The sequence below is a fragment of the Nocardioides flavescens genome (assembly GCF_009823805.1).
Taxonomy (GTDB): domain Bacteria; phylum Actinomycetota; class Actinomycetes; order Propionibacteriales; family Nocardioidaceae; genus Nocardioides; species Nocardioides flavescens.
This window is the reverse complement of record NZ_WUEK01000003.1, coordinates 131,079-151,171: the sequence shown is the minus strand read 5'-3', so window position 1 is coordinate 151,171 and position 20,093 is coordinate 131,079. Positions and strand designations below refer to the sequence as shown.

General features: G+C 74.4%; 24 protein-coding genes. 11 read left to right on the top strand and 13 right to left on the bottom strand.

Translation table 11 applies throughout. From position 1 onward, the window contains the following. Positions 1 to 84 precede the first annotated feature (84 nt). Together GRQ65_RS05850 and GRQ65_RS05845 are read left to right on the top strand one after the other, a co-directional pair. Positions 85 to 699 (top strand): hypothetical protein, encoded by a 615-nt coding sequence (locus tag GRQ65_RS05850; protein ID WP_160876151.1) that lies wholly within the window; start codon positions 85 to 87, stop codon positions 697 to 699. Then, positions 675 to 1,856, top strand: a complete 1,182-nt coding sequence (locus GRQ65_RS05845) for a PQQ-dependent sugar dehydrogenase (protein ID WP_337191512.1) — start codon at positions 675 to 677, stop codon at positions 1,854 to 1,856. Before GRQ65_RS05850 ends, GRQ65_RS05845 begins: the two co-directional genes overlap by 25 nt. A gap of 174 nt (positions 1,857 to 2,030) precedes the next feature. Here the strand turns inward: GRQ65_RS05845 and GRQ65_RS05840 are convergent, their stop codons facing one another. Then, a complete protein-coding gene (locus tag GRQ65_RS05840) occupies positions 2,031 to 2,843 on the bottom strand; it encodes a hypothetical protein (protein WP_160876149.1) in 813 nt (270 codons plus the stop codon). A 78-nt stretch (positions 2,844 to 2,921) separates the two neighbouring features. Beyond that, complete coding sequence (locus GRQ65_RS05835; RefSeq protein ID WP_160876147.1) at positions 2,922 to 3,323, bottom strand: hypothetical protein; 402 nt, start codon at positions 3,321 to 3,323, stop codon at positions 2,922 to 2,924. A gap of 180 nt (positions 3,324 to 3,503) precedes the next feature. Here GRQ65_RS05835 and GRQ65_RS05830 point away from each other — a divergent pair, with 180 nt between their 5' ends. Both GRQ65_RS05830 and GRQ65_RS05825 read left to right on the top strand, forming a co-directional pair. After that, positions 3,504 to 4,739 carry a YeeE/YedE family protein gene (locus GRQ65_RS05830; RefSeq protein WP_160876145.1) on the top strand — a complete coding sequence of 412 codons (1,236 nt, stop codon included), beginning with the start codon at positions 3,504 to 3,506 and terminating at the stop codon, positions 4,737 to 4,739. A gap of 76 nt (positions 4,740 to 4,815) precedes the next feature. Then, a complete protein-coding gene (locus tag GRQ65_RS05825; RefSeq protein ID WP_160876585.1) occupies positions 4,816 to 5,166 on the top strand; it encodes an MmcQ/YjbR family DNA-binding protein in 351 nt (116 codons plus the stop codon). Here GRQ65_RS05825 and GRQ65_RS05820 read toward each other — a convergent pair. The 6 genes from GRQ65_RS05820 to GRQ65_RS05795 form a co-directional block, all read right to left on the bottom strand. Beyond that, positions 5,114 to 5,551: a sigma-70 family RNA polymerase sigma factor gene (locus tag GRQ65_RS05820; protein WP_160876143.1), complete on the bottom strand. Its 438-nt coding sequence runs from the start codon at positions 5,549 to 5,551 to the stop codon at positions 5,114 to 5,116. The genes GRQ65_RS05825 and GRQ65_RS05820 overlap by 53 nt on opposite strands. Before the next feature lie 53 nt (positions 5,552 to 5,604). Continuing rightward, on the bottom strand, positions 5,605 to 6,366 hold the full coding sequence (locus tag GRQ65_RS05815; RefSeq protein WP_237447792.1) for a phosphatase PAP2 family protein: 762 nt from the start codon (positions 6,364 to 6,366) through the stop codon (positions 5,605 to 5,607). Between the two features lie 225 nt (positions 6,367 to 6,591). Then, positions 6,592 to 6,771, bottom strand: coding sequence for a hypothetical protein (locus GRQ65_RS05810; protein ID WP_160876141.1), 180 nt, complete (start codon positions 6,769 to 6,771; stop codon positions 6,592 to 6,594). 51 nt (positions 6,772 to 6,822) lie between these two features. Next, a complete protein-coding gene (locus GRQ65_RS05805) occupies positions 6,823 to 7,281 on the bottom strand; it encodes a GNAT family N-acetyltransferase (RefSeq protein ID WP_160876139.1) in 459 nt (152 codons plus the stop codon). Further along, positions 7,278 to 8,186, bottom strand: coding sequence for a transglutaminase family protein (locus GRQ65_RS23840; protein WP_337191511.1), 909 nt, complete (start codon positions 8,184 to 8,186; stop codon positions 7,278 to 7,280). Before GRQ65_RS23840 ends, GRQ65_RS05805 begins: the two co-directional genes overlap by 4 nt. Next, positions 8,183 to 10,672, bottom strand: coding sequence for a circularly permuted type 2 ATP-grasp protein (locus GRQ65_RS05795; RefSeq protein ID WP_160876137.1), 2,490 nt, complete (start codon positions 10,670 to 10,672; stop codon positions 8,183 to 8,185). Before GRQ65_RS05795 ends, GRQ65_RS23840 begins: the two co-directional genes overlap by 4 nt. A 92-nt stretch (positions 10,673 to 10,764) precedes the next feature. Here GRQ65_RS05795 and GRQ65_RS05790 point away from each other — a divergent pair, with 92 nt between their 5' ends. Next, positions 10,765 to 11,394, top strand: a complete 630-nt coding sequence (locus GRQ65_RS05790; RefSeq protein ID WP_160876135.1) for a LysE family translocator — start codon at positions 10,765 to 10,767, stop codon at positions 11,392 to 11,394. Positions 11,395 to 11,401: 7 nt separating this feature from the next. Here GRQ65_RS05790 and hisC read toward each other — a convergent pair whose 3' ends face one another. Beyond that, positions 11,402 to 12,472 carry a histidinol-phosphate transaminase gene (gene hisC, locus GRQ65_RS05785; protein ID WP_160876133.1) on the bottom strand — a complete coding sequence of 357 codons (1,071 nt, stop codon included), beginning with the start codon at positions 12,470 to 12,472 and terminating at the stop codon, positions 11,402 to 11,404. 119 nt (positions 12,473 to 12,591) lie between these two features. Between hisC and GRQ65_RS05780 the strand changes: the two genes are divergently transcribed. Continuing rightward, positions 12,592 to 12,762, top strand: coding sequence for a hypothetical protein (locus GRQ65_RS05780; protein WP_160876131.1), 171 nt, complete (start codon positions 12,592 to 12,594; stop codon positions 12,760 to 12,762). Here the strand turns inward: GRQ65_RS05780 and GRQ65_RS05775 are convergent. Then, entirely contained in the window at positions 12,744 to 13,316 is a 573-nt protein-coding gene (locus tag GRQ65_RS05775) for a VanZ family protein (RefSeq protein ID WP_160876129.1), read from the bottom strand. The genes GRQ65_RS05780 and GRQ65_RS05775 overlap by 19 nt on opposite strands. A 41-nt stretch (positions 13,317 to 13,357) precedes the next feature. Here GRQ65_RS05775 and GRQ65_RS05770 point away from each other — a divergent pair, with 41 nt between their 5' ends. After that, entirely contained in the window at positions 13,358 to 14,728 is a 1,371-nt protein-coding gene (locus GRQ65_RS05770; protein WP_160876127.1) for an amino acid permease, read from the top strand. A 28-nt stretch (positions 14,729 to 14,756) separates the two neighbouring features. Here the strand turns inward: GRQ65_RS05770 and GRQ65_RS05765 are convergent, their stop codons facing one another. After that, positions 14,757 to 15,674: a dimethylarginine dimethylaminohydrolase family protein gene (locus GRQ65_RS05765; RefSeq protein WP_160876125.1), complete on the bottom strand. Its 918-nt coding sequence runs from the start codon at positions 15,672 to 15,674 to the stop codon at positions 14,757 to 14,759. 101 nt (positions 15,675 to 15,775) lie between these two features. Here GRQ65_RS05765 and GRQ65_RS05760 point away from each other — a divergent pair, with 101 nt between their 5' ends. From GRQ65_RS05760 to GRQ65_RS05745, 4 genes are read left to right on the top strand one after another with little or no spacing between them, the layout of a single operon-like run. Further along, positions 15,776 to 16,444, top strand: coding sequence for a GntR family transcriptional regulator (locus tag GRQ65_RS05760; protein ID WP_160876123.1), 669 nt, complete (start codon positions 15,776 to 15,778; stop codon positions 16,442 to 16,444). A 27-nt stretch (positions 16,445 to 16,471) separates the two neighbouring features. Further along, positions 16,472 to 16,864, top strand: a complete 393-nt coding sequence (locus GRQ65_RS05755) for a phage holin family protein (RefSeq protein WP_160876121.1) — start codon at positions 16,472 to 16,474, stop codon at positions 16,862 to 16,864. After that, complete coding sequence (locus GRQ65_RS05750; protein WP_160876119.1) at positions 16,861 to 17,400, top strand: arsenate reductase/protein-tyrosine-phosphatase family protein; 540 nt, start codon at positions 16,861 to 16,863, stop codon at positions 17,398 to 17,400. The genes GRQ65_RS05755 and GRQ65_RS05750 overlap by 4 nt, the downstream gene beginning before the upstream one ends. Further along, positions 17,397 to 18,257 (top strand): fructosamine kinase family protein, encoded by an 861-nt coding sequence (locus GRQ65_RS05745; protein ID WP_160876117.1) that lies wholly within the window; start codon positions 17,397 to 17,399, stop codon positions 18,255 to 18,257. Before GRQ65_RS05750 ends, GRQ65_RS05745 begins: the two co-directional genes overlap by 4 nt. Positions 18,258 to 18,333: 76 nt before the next feature. Here GRQ65_RS05745 and GRQ65_RS05740 read toward each other — a convergent pair whose 3' ends face one another. Then, positions 18,334 to 18,597, bottom strand: coding sequence for a hypothetical protein (locus GRQ65_RS05740; protein WP_160876115.1), 264 nt, complete (start codon positions 18,595 to 18,597; stop codon positions 18,334 to 18,336). A gap of 95 nt (positions 18,598 to 18,692) precedes the next feature. Continuing rightward, positions 18,693 to 20,060 carry a MocR-like pyridoxine biosynthesis transcription factor PdxR gene (pdxR, locus tag GRQ65_RS05735; protein ID WP_160876113.1) on the bottom strand — a complete coding sequence of 456 codons (1,368 nt, stop codon included), beginning with the start codon at positions 20,058 to 20,060 and terminating at the stop codon, positions 18,693 to 18,695. Positions 20,061 to 20,093 lie beyond the last annotated feature (33 nt).

The window sequence follows — 20,093 nt, the reverse complement described above, 5'->3', positions numbered from 1 at the left end:
CTCTGGCCACACCCCGCTACCTTGGAGAGCGTGCACAGGTCCTCGAACGGTCCCCTCCGCTCCCGATCCCTGAGCGCCGCGGTCGTGACCGCGATCGCTGCTGCGGCGTTCTCCGCCTGCTCCTCGGGCACCGACGACGACCCCGGCGACGCTGCGTCCCCCGAGCAGAGCAGCGCCGCTTCGAGCCCGGCCCAGAGCCCCTCGGAGCGTCCCTCGGAGGTCCAGACCAGCGGGTCGGCCAGCACCTCGACCGGACCGTCGGTCGCGCCGGCGACCGGGCCACTGATCGCCGTAGGCACGTCGAGCTTCCGAGCCCCCGACGGGTGGGTCGAGGACGGCGGGATCTCCCAGGACCAGAACAGTGCCCGCCGGCCCGGCGGCGGCGGACTCGTCATCGTCGGCGACATGGCGGCCTTCGGTTCGGCCGCCCCGCTGGACGCCCGGGTCCAGGTGGCACTCGACCAGGCGCCCAAGGGCGCCACGAGGCTCCCGGACGTGAGCCTCGGTGACGACGGCACGCTGGCAGGCGTCATCACCTACAAGGAGGGCGGGAACACCGTCGTCGACGTGATGACCGAGCGCGCCGGTCGAGTCGTCAACGTCTCGTTCACCCTCCGCCCGAGCGACTTGAAGGCCGACCCCGACCTCGTCGAGTCCGTCCTCGCCTCCTGGCAGTGGGTCGCGGGCGGGTCGTCCTGACCTCCCGGCGCACCACGCGCCGCGCGCTCCTCGGCGGGGGTGCGCTGGGCCTCGCCGCGCTGGCCGGCTGCTCGGCGGACGACCCGCCGTCCGCCGTACCGAGCCCTGGTCCGGGCCCCACCCCCAGCGACACGCCCACCCCCACTCCCACAGCCACGGCCACGGCCGCGGAGACCCCCACCGCCAGCTCGCCCCCCGACCCGCAGGTGGCGGGCGAGGTCGCGACCGGCCTCGCGGTGGCGTGGGGCATGGCGTTCCTGCCCGACGGCTCGGCGCTGGTCGGCGAGCGCGACACCGGCCGGGTGCTCCGGGTGTCGCCGGGCAGCGCGGAGCCCGTGGGCCGGATCACGGTGCGCAGCCGGGTCGACGAGGCCGGGGAGAGCGGGCTGCTGGGCCTCGCGCTGCACCCGGAGTTCGCGACGAACGGCTGGGTCTACGCCTACGCCTCGGTCGGCGAGGGCAACCGCGTCGTCCGGATGTCGTACGACGCCGCGCGGGCCCGGCTCGGCGAGCCGGAGGTCGTGCTCGACGGCATCGCCGCCTCGGTGCACCACAACGGCGGCGCGCTGCTCTTCGCCGACGGCCTGCTGCACGTCGCCACCGGCGACGCCGAGCGCCCCGACGCGGCCCCCGACCCGGGTGCCCTGGAGGGCAAGGTGCTGCGCGTGACCGACACCGGGGCGGCGCCGCCCGGGGCCACGAGCCGGGTCTGGACCCGGGGCCACCGCAACGTCGAGGGGCTCGCGCTCGACGAGCGAGGCCGTGTGTGGGCCTCGGAGTTCGGCGACAAGGGCGCCGACGAGCTGAACCTCCTGCGCGGCGGGCGCGACTACGGCTGGCCCGAGGTCGAGGGCGACTCGGGCGGCCGGTTCGCGGACCCGTTCGCCCAGTGGCCGGTCGAGGAGTGCTCACCGGCCGGCCTGGCGATCACCCGCGGGCGGGCCTGGCTCGGCGCCCTGCGTGGCGAGTGCCTGTGGTCGGTCGAGCTGGAGGGCCCCGACGCCGGACGCACCCGACGCCACCTCGCCGGCGAGTTCGGGCGGATCCGCGCCGTCGTCGCCGCTCCGGACGGCTCGCTGTGGGTCGGCACCTCCAACCGCGACGGGCGCACCGACCCCGGCCCGGGCGACGACCGGATCCTGCACGTCGCCCTCTGACGGGCGGGTCGTCCAGGGCGTGTCTCCTGAGTCTGCGTGGGACCAGGCGTGGGGTCGCGCGGAGCTGGCAAGGCGGAGGAGCCCGCCGTGGCGGCGCCACGGCGGGCGACGACAACGCAGTCCGGGTCCGATGCGACGCCGCGCGGGCGACTACGAGGACTGAGGCGACACGCCCTAGCGCCCCAGCAGGCAGACCGGCGGCGCGGATCGCTCCAGGCGGCGCCGCGACAGCGTCGACATCGTGAAGGTGCGCCACTGCGGGGTGACCCAGCGCGCCTTGCCGATCCCGGCGTCGGCGACGGTGCCGGGCGCGGGGGCCACGGTGGAGTCGAGCCAGTAGTCGGCGCCGGCGCTGGCCAGCCAGCGGGCCAGGTGGCGCTGGTCGGGACCGGACGGGTCGTCCATCACGACCTTCGCCGAGAACAGCGAGACCACGCCCTCGACCTGCGCCGGGTCGATGACGGCCCGGGCGCGGGTGGAGTAGAGGTGGAAGTTCCAGCCGCCGCCGAGGGTGGCCGAGACCGCCCCGCCCGGCTCGGTGCGCAGGTCGGTGGGCTTGCTGGCGTTGCCGGAGAAGTCCTCGACGTAGTTGGCGCCGTTGACCGCCCGCGAGGCGTTGACCCGGCGCCAGCGACCGCTGCGCATCAGCAGCCAGACGGAGATCTCACGACACGCCACGCGCACGTTGGTGGCCGGGCTGCCGTCGGCGGCCTCGTAGACCTGCCCCCACGCGCTGATGGCGTGGAACGGGCCGGGGTGGCTGCCCTGCCCGACCCGGGGCCCGTGGGCCCAGTTGTAGCTCAGCGGCACGCCGTGCATGAGGCCGGCGTGCCGGCCCCTCATGTCCTGCGCGAGCAGGCGGGGTACGTCGGCAGCGGGGGCACAGCCTCGGGAGAGGGCACGGGCGGGGGCATCGGTGAGGACCGTGGCTGCGGGTGCGGCGAGGGCGGCACCACGCACCAGGGACCTGCGCGTGAGGGGTCGCATCGGGCAGGAACCTAGCGAGACTCCCGACCCCGCGCGACTCGGTCAAGTGGCTCTTGATGGCCCCGGGACGGGCCGCGGTCAGCCCTCGTCGGCGAAGCGCACCGGCCCGAGCTCGGCTCCCGGCGTGCGGGTGCGGCGCACCTCGCGCCACAGCACGACCCGCAGCCGGTCACGGTGCGCAACGCCCGCCGGGCATCCGACGAGCACCGTGCGCTCGTCGATCGGGTCCACCGCGGTCGGGTAACCGGCGCGGGTCAGGGCGGCCAGCAGAGCCTGCGGATCGTGCTCGATCGGGACGACGTACAGCACCGTCTCGATAGGTGCGTCGTGGTCCGGCGCCGGCACGGGCGCGGGCGTCCGCGTGCGCGCCGCGTGGCGGCGTTCGGAGAGCCGGCCGGCGACCACGGCACCGAGCACGCAGGCGTCGACGACGACGAGCGCGAGGGTGGCGAGCGAGACGTAGATCAGCGCGTCGTGCACGGTGGGCTCCCGGGGTTGCGAGGGTCCACACCTCCTTCCCCGGGAACCGCTCGTCACACCCCCGCGCGGCGTACTCCACCCGAACGGCCCTGAGACCCGCGCCGATCGGGCACTGCTTCGACCGGGCACCGCTTCGGTCGGCACAGCGCCGACGGCACCCGTCGTCGGAAGGAGCTCGTCATGGCACTCGACCACGCCACGCAGCACCTCGCTCCACCACCTCAGGAGGCACCACCGCCGCAGGTTCCGGTCGTGCTCGCCGGGGTGGGCAGCGCGCTGGCCCTCGGCGGGTTCCTCTTCACGACCAAGGGCGAGGTGCCCGGCCTGCTGTTCGTGATCGGCCTCGCGCTGGGGCTGGTGCTGTTCCACTCCCGGTTCGGCTTCACCTCGGCGTGGCGCCAGCTGGTGGCCGTCCGCCAGGGCAAGGCCCTGCGAGCGCACATGCTGATGCTGGCCGCTGCGTGCATCCTGTTCGCGCCGATCCTGGCCACCCAGGTGTCGTTCCGCGACGTGCCCGTGACCCCGTCGCTGGCGCCGATCAGCTGGGGGCTCTTCGTCGGCGCGACCATCTTCGGCGTCGGGATGCAGCTCGGTGGCTCCTGCGCCTCCGGCACGCTCTTCGCGATCGGCTCGGGCCAGTCGGCGATCGTCATCACCCTCACCGGCTTCGTCGCCGGCGCGACGCTGGGCGCCTACCACCTGCCGTGGTGGAACTCCCTGCCCGCGCACGACCCCGTCTCCCTCACGCAGTGGGGCGGCTACCCGGGCGCGCTGGCGATCTCCCTGACCGTCATGGCGGCGATCACTGCCCTGACCTACGTCATCGGCCGCCGTGGCTCGGTGCCCCCGGTCGAGCAGCCCCCGGTCGCCCGCGGCGCCGGGCGCGTCGTACGCGGGAGCTGGCCGCTCTGGGTCGGCGCGCTGCTGCTCGCCGGGCTCAACGCCCTCACGCTCGTCGTGTCCGGCGGCGCGTGGGGCATCACCTTCGCCTTCGCTCTGTGGGGCTCGAAGCTGCTCGAGCTCGTCGGCGTCGACGTGCTGGGCTGGGGCTTCTGGCAGGACCCCGGCAACCTCGCGAAGTTCGAGGCCGGGATCTTCGTCGAGAAGACCTCGGTCATGGACCTCGGCATCATCGTCGGCGCCCTCATCGCCTCGGCGATGGCCGGGCAGTGGGTCCTGCACCGCCGCATCCCCGCCCGGCTGGCCCTCGGCGCGGTCATCGGCGGTGTCCTCATGGGGTACGGCGCCCGCCTCGCCTACGGGTGCAACATCGGCTCCTACTTCGGCGGCATCGCCTCCTTCAGCCTGCACGGCTGGCTCTGGGGCGTCATGGCCGTCGTCGGCACCGTCGGTGGACTCGCCCTGCGGCCCCTCTTCGGGCTCACCAACCCCAGGCCCACCGACTCTGTCTGCTGACCGGTCTGCTGACCGGTCTGCTGACCGGTCTGCTGAGCCGTCACCTGCGTCGGTGGAGGTCGCTACCTTCCTGCCCGTGGGGTGCGGAGTCGACGACGTCCTCGAGCTGGTCGGCCAGCTCGAGGACGTCACGCGCAGCGAGCACGACCGGTGGCTGCGGTTCCAGGTGGCCCGGCAGACCTTCGGCTATCTCTGGCCGGCGACGGTCACCGTGGGCCTCAAGCAGACCCTGGCCGAGCAGCTCGGGCTCGTGGCGGAACGGCCGGAGGTGTTCGAGGTGCAGTTCACCGCCGGCGCCTTCGGGTGGGTGGTCGTCCACCTCGAGGGCGTCGAGCGCGACGAGCTCGCCGAGCTGGTCTTCGAGGCGTGGCGCCTCACCGCGCCCGCGCCGCTGGTCGAGGCACGCGCCGACCGGCTACCCGTCTGAGCCCCTCGAAGAACCGCAGCACGAGCACGGCACGCTGGCCCTGCGGCAGCGCCCGGGTCGCCGCGAGCAGCGCGTCGCGCTCGGCGAGCGCGTCGGAGGCGTCAGCACGGGACGGTTCGTGCCCGGTCGCCAGCGGCGCCTCCGGCGGGCGGCGCCCGAGGTGGCGCCAGCGGTCCTTGGCGAGGTTGGCGACCACCGTGCGGGCGTAGGCCTCAGGGGCCGCGCGCGCCGTACGCCACCGACGCGCGGTGCGCAGCAGTGCCGTCTGCACGATGTCCTCGGCGTGGCCGCCGTCGCCGACCAGGAGGTGCGCGGTGCGCACCAGCCGGTCGGAGTGGTCGCGCACGAAGGCGTCGAACGCCCGCTTGTCGCGACCGCTGATCATGGCACTCCCTGTCTCGTCACACCCTCAGAACGCCGGGCGGCCGAGGCAGGTTGTCAGCAGCGGACGGCCTCGCGCAGCCGCTTCCTCTCACGGTCGCGCTGGCGCTCCGGCGGCGGCATCAGCAGGCCGGCGCAGGTGAGCAGACCCGCGGCGACGATGCCGTCGAGCCAGTAGTGGTTGGCGGTCACGACGACCACCAGCACGGTGACGACCGCGTGGGCGATGGCGAGCGCGGCCAGCTTCCGCGAGGCGGTGCGCATCACGACGTAGGCGATCAGCAGCGCCCACCCGATGTGGAGGCTCGGCATCGCCGCGAACTGGTTCGCCGAGGCCCCGCTCGCACCGGCGTAGGCGTTGGGCCCGTAGACCGCCATCGTGTCGACGAAGCCCCACTGCGGGAACATCCGCGGCGGGGCCAGCGGGAAGACGATGTGGATCACCAGCGCCGCGCCGGTCAGCGCGATGAGCAGGTTGCGCGCCCAGACGTACTCCGCGCGCGGGCGGCGGGTGTAGCCCCAGACCAGGAACGCGATCATCAGCGGGAAGTGCACGCTGACGTAGTAGACGTTGGCCGCGTGGAGCAGCGAGCTCGGCACCAGCGACTGCACCCATGCCTCCGACGGCAGGGGCAGCCACTGCTCGAGCGCGTGCACCGACCGGGCGTGCTGCAGGGCCACCGCCTCCTGACCCGTGACCAGTGAACGGCCCGCGCGGTAGAGCAGGAACAGCACCGCGACCAGCCCCACCTCGAGGCCCGCGCGCGCCACGGGCGCCATCACCCGGGACACCCGCGCGGGTGGGACCGTGATCGCCATACCCTCTGGTGTACCCCGTCAGCACGCCTTTGCGTCACCCGGTTTTCCCCTGGGTGTCCCCTGAGTGTGGCCCTGGTGGCGATCGACTCCCCGGCGTCAGCGTGAGGGGTCTCGACGACGCTCGCCAGGGCTCGCTGCTCGACCACCGGGGTGGCCGCTTCCGCTGGTCGAGAAGAGAGGCACGCCCGCGCCGAACGTCGTCGAGACCATCTGCACAGACAGGCCTCAGGCCGCCCAGCGGGCGGCGTCGCGGACGAGGTCGGCGAGGTCGAGGACGCCCTGGAGGTCGGTGCGCTGGTCGAGGATGGTGCCGACGCGCAGGGAGTGGCGGGCGGTCGCCTCGTGGCGGCGTACGGCGAGCGCGTCGGCGTCGGGCGCGGGGTGGGACAGGGCGGTGCGGGCCATCGGGGCTCCTCTCGTCGGGGACAACCAGAGTAACCCTACCGACTTACTTGTCTATGGCAGGCCCAGTCGGTAGAACCGGCTGAACTCGTCGAGCGCGTAGTCACCGAACGGGCCGCACTCCTCGAATCCGAAGCGGACGTAGAGCGCGTGGGCGGGTGCGAAGTCGGGGGTCGAGCCGGTCTCGAGCAGCAGCTCGGTCCACCCGCGTCGGCGCGCGGTCGCGATCAGCTCGGACAGCACCGCGGCGGCGACCCCGCGCCGCAGGTGCGTCGAGGCGGTGCGCATCGACTTCACCTCGCCCCGGCCACCGCCGAGGTCCTTCACCGCTCCGCACCCCGCGAGCGAGCGGCCGTCGTACGCCGCCAGGAAGGTCACGTCGGGCCCCCGCAGGCCGGAGAGGTCGAGCGCGTGGACGCTCTCGGGCGGCGAGGTGGCGTGCATGCCGGCCAGGTGCTCGGCGAGCAGGGCCTGGACCTCGGGCGAGGAGAGGTCGTCGACGACGATCCTCATCGCGGCGCCACGTCCACGCTGACCGTGAGCGTCGACTCCCGCGCCTCGGTGACGATGACGCCCTTCAGCGGGGCGACGTCGCCGTAGTCGCGGCCCCACGCGACGGTGACGTAGCGGGTGCCGGCGCGCTGGTCGTTGGTCGGGTCGACGGCCAGCCACGACCCGTCACCGCCGTCGGGAGAGGGCACCCACACGGCGACCCACGCGTGCGAGGCGTCGGCGCCGACGACGCGGTCGCGGCCGGGGGCGGGATCGGTGGCGAGGTAGCCCGAGACGTAGCGAGCGGCCAGCCCCTGCGAGCGCAGGCAGGCGAGGGCGAGGTGGGCGAAGTCCTGACAGACCCCGGCCCGGCTCGCGAGCACCTCGGCCACGGTCGAGGTCACCGTGGTGGCGGTCGGGTCGTAGTCGAGGTCGGCGTGCAGGCGGGCGACCAGGTCGGTGACGGCCTCGCCGAGGGGACGGCCGGTGCCGAACGAAGCCTCGGCGTACGCCGCCGCCTCCGGCACCTGCGCGACCGCGGCGGAGGGCAGCGCGAAGTCGGTCGCGAGCCAGGCCCCGGGCAGGCGCGGCGACACGAGCGGGCGGGCGGTCTCCCAGGCGCGGCCCAGGTCGTCCTCCGGCGGCGCGGCGTCAGAGACCGTGACCTCGCTGACCGCCTCGATCTCGAGGCGGGTGTGCGGCTCGGTGATCTGGAAGTACGTCGCGACGTTGCCGTAGTGGTCCTCGTCGTGGCTGACGTCGGAGGCCTCCGGGTCGGTCGTGACGGCGTACGACGCGACCTGTTGCCAGGGCAGTGACCGCGGCACGAGGTGCCCGAGCCCGATGGAGTCGGTCACGACGTCGTCGTAGGCGTAGGAGGTGGTGTGGCGCACCCGCCACGACTGGACTTCGGAGAGCGCGCTCACCGGTGCACCTCCGTCGTGGCCACGGCGGCGAGCGGCCGTGGGGCCGGGCCGGCGGCGAAGTGGACGTCGTGCACGGCCTCGGCGAGCCGGTCGAGCGAGCGCAGTGTCTGGGCCAGGAAGCGCTCGAGGTGGGGCCGCCCGACCCCTCCGATCGCCACCAGGGTCGCGACGTCGGTGCCGTCGACGGTCTCGCGCAGGTCGGCGAGGAGACGCTCGGCGCGGGTCGAGCCGGTGGAGTGCGGCTGCGCGGCCAGGTGCACGCGCAGGGCGTCCAGGGCGAAGGCCAGGGCGCGCGGGTTGTCGGTGTCGAACAGCAGCAGCTCGAGGACCCCGGCGGGGCGTACCGAGCCGCGGTAGCGGCGGCGGTGGGTGACCACGCTCTCGGTGGCGGTCAGCACGCCGACCAGCACCTCGCGGTCGACGTCGATGCCGCGCCGCACCGTCGTGGTGGCGGCGAGCAGGTGGCACACCTGCAGCGCCCGCTCGAGGTGACGTCCGGCCTCGAGCACGTGCCACCCGACGTCGCGGACCATGCTCGTGGTGACGCCGTGGACGGCGAGCACGCCGGTGAGCATCCGGCCCCCCGACTCGGCGACCTGGTGGCTGTGACGCTCGGCGTGCAGGGCGGCACCGGCCCGGTCGATCGTGCCGAAGCCGCGCCAGGTGTCGAGCGAGAACTGGTCGCGCACCCCCTGCAGCACCTCCCGCAGCCGGGCGAGCGCGTGGGCGGGCGAGCCCTCGCGCCCGGCGTCGAGCAGCAGCGAGCGGAACTCCTCGTCGACGTCGTCGACGCCCGCCCCCGCGAGCCGGAGTACGGCGCCGCGCAGCACCTCGGTCGACGCGCCGCCGCGCGAGCGGGGCCGGGTGCGGTAGTCCTCGACGTAGGCGTGGACGGTCAGCACGAGGCGGAGCGCGTCCTCGGCGCGCTCGGCGTAGCGGCCGAACCAGAACAGGTCCTCCAGCACGCGCGGCGACAGCACGGTGACGGCCGGCGCGCTGGCGAGCGGCAGCACCTCGGCGAGCCCCTGGTCGGGGTCGGTCGGCGCGGCCTTGAGCACCCAGACGTCCTTGCTCGCCGACGGCCGATCGGCCGCGGATCCGTCGAGGGCCAGCCCGTCGACGACGGTGGCGAGGCCGCCGACGAGCGGGCGGTACGCCGAGCCGTAGCGCAGCGTGAAGGTCCGCAGCGACAGCGAGGCCGCAGCGGCGCGGCCGGTGGTGCGCCCCTCCGCGCCCCAGGTCGGGGCCTGCGAGAGCGGCAGCCGCTCCTGGCCGACCCAGCGGTGCGGCTCGGCCAGCACCCGCGTCTCGACCTCCCGCCGGCTCGCGGTCGCGGGGAGCGGCGAGCCGTCGACCGGTCGCACCAGCAGCCGGTCGCTGTGCGCCAGCACGTGGTCGAGGGAGTCGGGCTCGCCGCACCACCAGGTGCGCACCGACGGCAGCCGTAGCTGCTCGCCGAGCAGGGCCTCGCAGACCGCGGGGAGGAACGCCATGAGGGCGGGGTTCTCGAGCACGCCCGCGCCGAGGCCGTTGACGACGCGCACCCGGCCGCGTCGCACCGCCTGCACGAGGCCGGCCACCCCGAGCCGCGAGTCGCCGCGCAGCTCGAGCGGGTCGCTCCAGGCCGTGTCGACCCGGCGCAGGATGACGTCGACGCGCTCGAGCCGTCCGCCGCCCCCGGCCGCGCGCATCATCACCCAGCCGTCGCGCACCAGCAGGTCGCTGCCCTGCACGAGCGGGAAGCCCAGCGCCGAGGCCACGAAGGCCTGGTCGTAGGCCGTCGCCGAGTGGCTGCCCGGCGAGAGCACCACGACCCGAGGGTCGGCGAGGTCGCCCTGCGCGGACTGCAGCAGCGCTGAGCGCAGGGCCGAGAAGTAGGGCTCGATGCGGTGCAGCCCCGCCTCGCGGTAGAGCTCGGGCAGCACCCGCGAGGTGACGCGACGGTTCTCCATCGTGAGCCCCAGCCCCGAGGGCGCCTGCGTGCGGTCGGCCAGCACGTGCCAGCGGCCCTGCGCGTCGCGGCCGAGGTCGGTGGCCGCCAGCACCAGCGGTCGCGGGTCGAGCGCGCCGGGACGGGACACGACCCGGGTGTAGCCCGCGTGCCCCAGCACGACCGCGGCGGGCACCACGCCCTCGCGCAGGAGCCGCCGCTCGCCGTACAGGTCGACGAGCAGGGCGTTGAGCAGCTCGCCCCGCTGGGCGAGCCCGACCTCGAGGGGCGCCCAGGTCGCCGCGTCGATCAGCAGCGGGACCGGGTCGAGCTGCCAGCTGGCGGGCACGCCGTCGTCGGCGAGCATCGCCGACACGTCGCCGTCCGCCCGGCGCAGGTCGCGCGACGTCAGCCCGACGACGGTCTCGGCGAGCCCCTTCCACGCCGGGCGCAGCGAGCCGTCCGGGCCGACCACCTCGTCGTAGCGAGCCTGCTCGCCGGGACCCGCCAGCGTCGGCTGGGCCACCGCGCCGGCGTAGTCGCGGAGCACGCTCACGCGGACACCCTGACACGTGGCCGGTCCGGGCGTCCGAGGTCCTGTGGAAAGACGGATGCGCCCGCTCGGTCGCACCCGTCAGGATGCTCGCCATGGTCGACCCCACCACGCTGCTGCTCTTCACCGGGGCGAGCCTGGCGCTGCTCGCGGTGCCCGGTCCCGCCGTGCTCTTCCTCATCGCCCGCAGTGCCGACCAGGGTCGCCGCGCGGGACTCGTCTCGATGCTCGGCCTGGAGACCGGCAACTTCCTCTACGCCGTGGCCGCCGCGGTCGGCCTGACCGGGCTCATCGCGGCGAGCGAGATCGGCTTCGACGGCGTGAAGTACGCCGGCGCGGCCTACCTCGTCTGGCTCGGCGCCCGAGCGCTGCTGAGCCGCGAAGGCCCCGTCACCGTCGCGGTGCCGCGAGGCCGCTCGCGGCTCTTCCTCGACGGACTGCTGGTGCAGCTGCTCAACCCCAAGGTGGCGGTCTTCTTCCTCGCCTTCCTGCCGCAGTTCGACGATCCAGCCCGCGGTCACGTCGTCGCCCAGACGCTGCTGCTCGGCACCGTCTTCACGCTCCTCGCCGTCGTCACCGACGGCACCTGCGCCGTCCTCGCCGGCAGCCTCGCGCAGGTGCTGCGCCGCCCCGTCGCCCGGCTGCGCCTGACCCGGGTCAGCGGGGTGGTCTTCATCGGTCTGGGTGTCTCCGCCGCGCTGACCGGGCGACCGGCGCGGTGCTGACGCGGGCTCAGCGCGGGAAGGTCCGCGCCAGCTCCAGCAGCCGGTCGTTGGCCTCGACCTCGCCGATCGAGACCCGGGCGCCCTCCCCGGCGAAGGGGCGCACGACGATGCCGAGCCCGTCGGCGGCGCTCGCGAACGCCGCCGTGCGCTCGCCGAGGCCGAACCAGACGAAGTTGCCCTGCGCGTCGGGCACGTCCCAGCCCAGCTCGCGCAGGCCGGAGCCGACGCGGTCGCGCTCGGCGACGAGGGCATCGACCCGCTCGAGCAGGGCGGCCTCGGCCTCGAGCGAGGCGACGGCCGCGGCCTGCGCGGGCGTCGAGACGCCGAAGGGCAGCGAGACCGCGCGCAGCGCCGCGGCGACCGGCTCCTGCGCCACGGCGTACCCGACCCGGAAGCCGGCCAGGCCGTAGGCCTTGGAGAAGGTGCGGAACAGCACGACGTTGGCCCGGTCGCGGTAGGTCGCGAGCCCGTCGACCGCGTCGTCCATGCGCACGAACTCGAGGTAGGCCTCGTCGACCACCGCCAGGACGTGCTCGGGCACCGCGTCGAGGAAGGCGTCGAGGTCGCGCTGACTCACGGCCGGACCGGTCGGGTTGTTGGGCGTGCAGACCATGACGCAGCGGGTACGCGGGGTGATCGCGGCGAGCATCGCGTCGAGGTCGTGACGCCCGTCGGCGGTCACCGGCACCTGCACCGACCGGGCCGCGGCCGCGGCCACCGCGATCGGGTAGGCCTCGAAGGACCGCCACGCGTAGACGACCTCGTCGCCGGGCTCGCAGAAGGCGCTCAGGAGCTGGTAGATCAGCGCGACCGAGCCGGTGCCGGCCGCCAGGTGACCGGCCGGCACGCCGAGCCGCGCGGCGAGCGCCTCGTAGAGCGCAGCGTTGCGCATGTCGGGGTAGCGGTTCATCGTCTCGACGGCACGGTGCGCGGCCTCGACGACGCCCGGCAGCGGCGGATAGGGGTTCTCGTTCGAGGACAGCTTGTACGACGTCATCCCGGGCCGCACGGTCGGCGGACGGCCGGCGACGTAGGTCGGGATCTGCGCGACGTTGGGGCGGGGCTGCGGTCCGGGCACGCTCCGACCGTATCCACCGGGGTCGCTCGTGGGCAGCATCACGCCCGGATGCGCCCGTTCGTGCCCAGCATCACCCGGTTTTCGCTTTGGATCGATCCAAAGTGCGGGAGAATTGAGTCATGAACACGAGCACCCACACCGTCACCGAGACCCTCCAGCAGCTCCACGACCACTACGTCCAGGCCGTCAACCTCGCCGTCGCCGACGACGACATGGAGCAGGTCCAGCGCCTCGCCGCCGAGTTCGACCTCGAGGCCCTCGACGTCGTGCGTCACAGCCTCGCTGCCTGACCCTCCCGCAGCAGCCGGCGGGCCGCCGGCCACAGCAGCAGTCCCAGCACCACCCCGACCGCCGCCCCGCTGACGTTGTCGATCACGTCGGTCACGTCGCAGGCGCGGTCGATCCGGGCCGCGACGAGCTGGGTGAGCTCGATCAGCGCCGAGTACGCCGCCAGCCCGGCCAGCGCCAGCGGTGCGGCCAGCCAGCCCCGGCGCCAACGGGCCGTCACCAGCACCGCGAGCGCACCCGAGGGCACGAAGACCACGGCGTTGAGCAGCCGCTGACCGCCCGGCAGGATCCAGAAGCCGTCGGGCGCGGGGCCGCCGATGTCCCACGAGCAGCCGGTGAGCCGGCCCTCCGCCGAGACCACCCCCGGAGCGCCGTTCGCCGGGATCAGGGTGATCACCGCGATCACCACGAGGCTCCACAGGAGCAGCCCCGCGACGAGCGCCCACGCACGCCCGCTCCAGCGCGCCACCAGCGCCGCCCCCAGCGCGATCACGACGCCGGCGGCGGCGATGAGCAGCAGCATCACGCCCACACCGCCGACCGGGAACACGGCCACGACGCTATCGACCGAGCGGGTGGGTGGGGCAAGGTGGCGAGATGACCACCACCGAGCAGCCGGCACCAGGAGAACAGCAGGGCCTCCAGAAGGGCCTGCAGCAACGCCACCTCACGATGATCGCGATCGGCGGGGTGATCGGGGCCGGCCTGTTCGTCGGCTCCGGCGCGGTCATCGCCGAGACCGGCCCGGCGGCGTTCCTGTCCTACGCCATCACCGGCGTGCTGATCATCCTGGTGATGCGGATGCTCGGCGAGATGGCGACCGCCCACCCCTCGACCGGCTCGTTCTCCGACTACTCCCGCAGCGCGCTCGGCGGCTGGGCGGGCTTCTCCGCGGCCTGGCTCTACTGGTACTTCTGGGTGATCGTCGTCGGCTTCGAGGCCGTCGCGGGCGCCGAGATCATCCGGTTCTGGGTCGACCTGCCCCTGTGGCTGGTCTCGCTCGTGCTCATGGTGCTGATGACCGCGACCAACCTCGTCTCGGTGCGCTCCTACGGCGAGTTCGAGTACTGGTTCGCCGGCATCAAGGTCCTCGCGATCATCGCCTTCCTCGTGCTCGGCACGCTGTTCGTCGTGGGGCTGTGGCCGCACAAGGACTTCGACGTCAGCCTGATGACCAGCCAGGGCGGCTTCCTGCCCTTCGGCGTCGGCGCGATCTTCTCGAGCATCGTGGTCGTCGTCTTCTCGATGGTCGGCGCCGAGATCGCGACGATCGCCGCCGCCGAGTCGAGCGACCCGGAGCGGGCGATCGCGAAGGCCACGCAGTCGGTGATCCTGCGCGTGGCGACGTTCTTCGTCGGCTCGATGGTGCTGCTCGTGCTCATCGTGCCGTGGGACGACAACGACCTCGGCGCCTCGCCGTACGTCGCGGCGTTCGACGAGATGGGCATCCCCGCCGCCGACCACATCATGAACGCCGTGGTGCTCACCGCGGTGCTGTCGTGCCTCAACTCCGGGCTCTACACCGCCTCGCGGATGGTCTTCGTGCTCGCCGACCGCGGCGAGGCCCCGGAGGCGCTGACCCGGCTGAGCTCGCGCGGCGTGCCGGCGTACGCGATCCTCGCCTCGACCGTGGTGGGGTTCCTGTGCGTCATCGCGGCCTACGTCTCGCCCGACACGGTGTTCCTGTTCCTGCTCAACAGCTCAGGCGCGGTGATCCTGTTCGTCTACCTGCTGATCGCGCTGAGCCAGCTCGTCCTGCGCCGGCGCACGCCCGACGACGAGCTCGTCGTGCGGATGTGGCTCTACCCGGTGCTCACCGTGGTCGCGATCGTCGGCATCGTGGCGATCCTGGTGCAGATGCTGCTCACCGACGACACCCGCTCGCAGCTGCTGCTGAGCCTGCTCTCGTGGGCCGTCGCCCTGGCGGGGTACGCCGCCACGCGGCTGCGGGCGCGCGCCGCCGCCTGACCTCGGACCAGCGCCTCAGACCGGCGCCTCAGACCGGGGGCAGGACCACCGCGCCGCCGGCGACGGCGGGCACGTCGCGACCGACCTGGACGTCGACGGGGTTGGTGAGGCAGCGGATGGACCCGCCGCCCTTGTGGAACTCGGACACGTCGACGAGCTCGACGGCGAAGCCCCAGGCCTCGAGCTGCTCGCGCACGTGGTCGGGCGCCGCCGGCATCACGACGGTGGCCGGGCCGCCGTCGGGCGAGGGGACGACGATCGAGTTGGCGGCGAACGTCGTGAGCGCCTCCTCCTCGGTGAGCACGAGCGGCTCGGGCACGAGCTCCATCAGCGCGGCGGCCGACGGCTCGTCGAGCGCGGCCGGGCAGACGATCGCCTGGGTCGCCGAGAGGGGGCAGAAGGCCAGGTCGAGGTGGTACATCCCCGGGTGGGTGATGCGCAGGCCGCGCACCCGGACGCCGAGGTCGGCGGCGAGGTGCTTGAGGGCGAGCTCCTCGCTGCGCGGGCCGTAGCCCGCGAGCAGCGCGTCGCCCCACGCGAAGACGTCGCCGGCCTCGAGGTGGGCGCCGACGCCGTGGCGGCCGACGTAGGAGGTCGTGTAGCCGTGGGAGGAGAACCACGGCTCGGCCGAGGCCGTCTCCATCCGGCGCTCGGCGTAGCGCATGTGCGACATCACGACGTGCGGCTCGACGCCGCCGTCGCCGCGAGGGCGGGCCACCGCGAGGCCGAGGTTCATCGCGTAGACCATGTCGGGGGCGTCGGGGCGCTGGGGCAGCACGTCGACGGTGCCACCGAGGCGCTCGATGGTCTCGACGAGCGTGCGCCACTGCACCATCGCGAGGTCGCGGTCGGGCTGGTGGGAGGGGTCCATGAACGGGTTGATGGCGTACTCGATGCGGAAGTGCGACGGCTCGACCGCGACGTAGTGACGACCCCACTGCAGCATGGCTGACCTCCTGTAAGATTGTCAGACAATCTGACAGCGCTAGTCTGACGCATCCGACCGGCTCCGGCAAGCGAGCGGCGACACCCCAGGGGCAGCACCTGATGACGACCTTCGACACGCTCCACCTCGAGCAGACCTCCACCGTCGACCGCATCGCCGCCGAGCTGCGTCGCGCGGTCTTCGACGGCGAGCTGGAGAGCGGCACCCCGCTGCGCGAGGTCGCCCTCGCCGCCTCGCTGGGTGTCTCCCGACCCACCGTGCGCGAGGCCCTCACCGTCCTCGTCGCCGAGGGGCTCGCCACCCGCGAGCCGCACCGCGGCGTCTCGATCACCACCCCGCAGGCCGCCTCGGTGCGCGACGTCTGCTGCGCCCGGCTCGTGCTCGAGGGGGCCGGCGTACGCCGCTGGCGCGACGCCTCGCCCGAGCAGCGCGACGCCGTCCGGGTGAGCCTCGAGGCCTACATCGAGGGGGTGCACGCGGACGCGTCGTACCAGACCCTCAACGAGCGCCACCTCGACTTCCACCTCAGCCTCGTCGGGCTCACGGGCTCCCCGCGGCTCGTCGCGATGCAGGCCGACCTCGCCACCGAGCTCAAGCTCGCGCTCGCCCAGGTCGAGCGGATCAACCGCAACGCCCACGACCAGGCGGAGTCGCACGCCGCGCTCGTGCAGCTGCTCGAGGACGGCGACCTCGAGGCGGCCCACGCGTTCTTGGAGCAGCACCTCGTCGACGCCCAGGAGGAGATCATCGAGGCGCTCGGCCTGACCTGACCTGGCCCGACCTGAGAGGATCGGCCCGTGCGCTTCCTGTCCTGGCTCGTCACCACGGCGATCGCACTGGCGGTGGCGACGTGGCTGGTCGACGGCATCTACTTCACCGGACCGACCCGCGGGCAGGCCGAGATCGAGCACAAGCTCGTGCCGCTCGTCGTCGTCGCGCTGATCCTGGGTGTCGTCACGTCGTTCGTGAAGCCGGTGCTCACCGTGCTGTCGATCCCGTTCATCGTCGTGACGCTCGGGCTGTTCCTGCTGGTGATCAACGCCGCCCTGCTCAAGCTGACCTCGTGGGTGGCGGGCCAGCTCGACGTCGGCTTCCACGTCGAGCGCTTCTGGCCGGCCGTCGGCGGCGCGCTGATCATCACCGTCGTCACCTGGATCGTCGACGGCCTCGTCGGCGACGACCGGCGGTGAGCTGGCTCCCGCCGCCCCTCCCAGCGCCCCGGCAGCCGGGGCGCTACGCCGTCGCGCTCGTCTGCCTCGGCAACATCTGCCGCTCCCCGATCGCCGACGTCGTGCTCAGCGAGCGCGTCGACGAGGCGGGGCTCGCGGGCCACGTCACGGTGGCCAGCAGCGGCACCGGGGGCTGGCACGTCGGCGACCCGATGGACCCGCGCGCCGCGTCGGTGCTGCTCGCGCACGACTACGACCCCTCGCTGCACCGGGCGCGGCAGTTCGCGGCGAGCTGGCTCGAGGAGCACGACCTCGTCCTGTGCATGGACGCACGCAACCTCGAGGACGTCACGAGCGTCAGAGGGGAGGACAGCGCGCCCGACGAGCGGCTGCGCCTGTTCGGCGACTTCGACCCCGTCACCCACGGGGCGGAGGTGCCGGACCCCTACTACGGTGGACCGGAAGGGTTCGAGGAGGTGCTGGCGATGGTCGAGCGGACCTGCGCGACCATCGTGTCGGGCCTGCAGCGGATCCCGGGTCTCACGGGCCGCTCGTGACCCGTCAGCCCCTCGTCGCCCGGCACGCCGAGCGGCTGCTCGGCGCCGCCGTCGTCGCGACGGCACCGCTGGCCGGCGGCGACACCTCCACCGCGACCCGCCTGCGGCTTTCCGACGGCACCACCGCCGTGGTCAAGACCCACACCCGGCCGCCGGCCGGCTTCTTCGCCGCCGAGGCCGCCGGGCTCCGCTGGCTCTCCGCGGCCGGCGGCGTCGCCGTGCCCGACGTCCTCGCCGTCGACGACGAGTGCCTCGTGCTGCGCTGGGTCGAGCCCGGCCGTGCGACCCCCGAGGCCGCCGACGCGTTCGGCGCCGCCCTCGCCGCCACCCACGCGGCCGGCGCCCCGGCGTACGGCGGGACCGAGGGCGACGCCTGGATCGCCAGCCTGCCGATGCCGCAGCGCCCGTGCGACACGTGGGCGGAGTTCTACGCCGTGCGGCGCGTGCTGCCCTACCTCAAGCTCGCCCGCGACCGCGGCGCCGTCACCTCCGCCCAGGCCGCGACCGTCGAGGCGGTCATCGGCCGGCTGACCGCGCTGCTGCCCGTCGAGCCGCCCGCCCGTCTGCACGGCGACCTGTGGAACGGCAACGTCCTGTGGGGCCTCGACGACCGCGTCTGGCTCGTCGACCCGGCGGCGTACGGCGGACACCGCGAGGTCGACCTCGCCATGCTCGCGCTGTTCGGGCTGCCCCACCTGCCGCGCGTCCTCGCGGCGTACGACGAGACCGCGCCGCTCGCCGACGGCTGGGAGGACCGCGTCGCCCTCCACCAGCTCTTCCCGCTGCTCGTCCACGCCGCCCTCTTCGGCGGCGGCTACGGCGCCCGCGCCGCCGACGCCGCCTCCCGCTACGCCTGACCCTGCCTGCTTGTAACGCGGAGTTACGGCTTCTTCCACCCCGTTCTAACGCGGTGGAAGAGTCCCTAACCCCGCGTTACATCTGACGGCGGCGGCCGGCGGCGTACCCGGCCAGCGCGGCGAGCACGAGCAGCCCCGCCACCACCGCAGCGGCCGCGACGACCTGACCGGCGGAGAGCAGCACCAGCGACGACGGGGCGTAGCGCGGCGGGCCGCCCAGCGGCGTGTAGGCGAACCACCCGAAGTCGGTCTGCGCCGGCGGCGCGATGACCAGGCCGACCACGCCTCCGAGGACCAGCACCGCTCCCAGCCCTGCCACCATCCACCCCGTCCGGCTCACGGCGGCAGTCCACCACGGCGCCCGCCCGCTTGTGACGCGGAGTCGGCGACTCTCTCATCGCGTTCGGACGCGGTGGGAGAGTCGCCGACTCCGCGTCACAGCTGGGGGGTGAGGGCGCGGAGGGCGGCGACGAGGGCGGCGAGGGCGGCGTCGAGCTCGGCGTCGGTGAGGCCGCCGAAGCCGACGAGGAGGCCGGTGAGCTCGCTCGAGCGGGCGTACGCCGAGAGCAGAGGGACCTCGAAGCCGACGGCCCGGGCGGCGTCGCGGGCGGCGAGGGCGCGCGCGGGCGGCAGCAGCCAGGTGGAGTACATCCCGGCGGTGGGCCCGCCCGGCTCGGCGTACGGCGACAGGGCGGCGACGACGCGGGCGGCGCGCTCGGCGTAGACGCGGCGGGCGGAGCGGACGACGCGGTCGACGTAGCCGTCGCGGAGCAGGGCCGTGAACGCACGCTGCGAGGGCCACGGCACCGCGTCGTGGCGGGCGTCGCGGGCGGCGACGACCGCGTCGAGCAGGTGCGGCGGCGGGACGAGCCAGCCGAGGCGCAGGCTGGGCGAGACCGACTTGGACGCCGTACCGAGGTAGGCGACGCGCTCGCGGTCGAGCAAGGCCAGCGCCGGCACCGGCGCGACGTCGTAGCGGAACTCCGAGTCGTAGTCGTCCTCCACCACGACCGAGCCGGACCGACGCGCGGCGGAGAGCAGCTCGACGCGCTGCGCCGCGGGCATCACGACGCCGAGGGGGTGCTGGTGCGCCGGGGTGACGTACGCCGCCGCGAGGCCCGCGAGCGCGTCGGGCGAGGCCAGCGGGCGCGCCGCGGGCAGGTCGACGACGGCCCGGCCCGCTGCGCGCACGGTGGCGACCGCGGCGCGGTAGCCCGGGTCCTCGACGGCGACCGGACCGGGCGGCAGCACGCCCAGCAGCTCGCGCAGCCCGTCGCTGGTGCCCGCGACCACGACGACGTCGTCGGCGCCGACCTCGAGGCCGCGGGTGCGGGCGAGGCGCTCGGCGAGCAGCGCCCGGAGCTCGCGGGTGCCGCGCGGGTCGTCGTAGCCGCGCGGTGGCACCGTCGCCGACACCTCGCGCCAGGCGCGGCGCCACGCGGCCCGGTGGCGCGGGTCGATCCACGGCGTCCCGCTGTCGAGGAGCACCCGCTCGGGCGGCGGGGCGGGCACGGGGCCGGCCACCCGACCAGGATGCGGGGCCGCCGCCGGCACCGCGGAGACGAAGGTGCCCGACCCGGCCCGCGACTCGACCCACCCCTCGGCGAGCAGCTGGGCCCACGCCTGCTCGACGACCGCCCGTGAGACGGCCAGCTCGCGGGCGAGGGCGCGGCTGCTCGGGAGCCGGCTGCCGGGTCGCAGCGCGCCGCTGCGCACCTGGGCCCGCACCTGGTCGGCCAGCTGGGCCGGCAGCGGGCGAGGGCCGGCGCGGTCGACGGTGCAGCTCAGCGCGGGGGCCGCCATCAGTGGCCTGCCGGACTGGGCGTCAAGTGGCTC

Bases quoted from the DNA above. Each gene is read 5' to 3' on its own strand.
- GRQ65_RS05840 (WP_160876149.1), bottom strand. From the start codon at position 2,843: ATGCGACCCCTCACGCGCAGGTCCCTGGTGCGTGGTGCCGCCCTCGCC.
- GRQ65_RS05830 (WP_160876145.1), top strand. From the start codon at position 3,504: ATGGCACTCGACCACGCCACGCAGCACCTCGCTCCACCACCTCAGGAG.
- GRQ65_RS05820 (WP_160876143.1), bottom strand. From the start codon at position 5,551: ATGATCAGCGGTCGCGACAAGCGGGCGTTCGACGCCTTCGTGCGCGAC.
- GRQ65_RS05815 (WP_237447792.1), bottom strand. From the start codon at position 6,366: ATGGCGATCACGGTCCCACCCGCGCGGGTGTCCCGGGTGATGGCGCCC.
- GRQ65_RS05810 (WP_160876141.1), bottom strand. From the start codon at position 6,771: ATGGCCCGCACCGCCCTGTCCCACCCCGCGCCCGACGCCGACGCGCTC.
- GRQ65_RS05805 (WP_160876139.1), bottom strand. From the start codon at position 7,281: ATGAGGATCGTCGTCGACGACCTCTCCTCGCCCGAGGTCCAGGCCCTG.
- GRQ65_RS05790 (WP_160876135.1), top strand. From the start codon at position 10,765: ATGGTCGACCCCACCACGCTGCTGCTCTTCACCGGGGCGAGCCTGGCG.
- GRQ65_RS05780 (WP_160876131.1), top strand. From the start codon at position 12,592: ATGAACACGAGCACCCACACCGTCACCGAGACCCTCCAGCAGCTCCAC.
- GRQ65_RS05770 (WP_160876127.1), top strand. From the start codon at position 13,358: ATGACCACCACCGAGCAGCCGGCACCAGGAGAACAGCAGGGCCTCCAG.
- GRQ65_RS05765 (WP_160876125.1), bottom strand. From the start codon at position 15,674: ATGCTGCAGTGGGGTCGTCACTACGTCGCGGTCGAGCCGTCGCACTTC.
- GRQ65_RS05760 (WP_160876123.1), top strand. From the start codon at position 15,776: ATGACGACCTTCGACACGCTCCACCTCGAGCAGACCTCCACCGTCGAC.
- pdxR (WP_160876113.1), bottom strand. From the start codon at position 20,060: ATGGCGGCCCCCGCGCTGAGCTGCACCGTCGACCGCGCCGGCCCTCGC.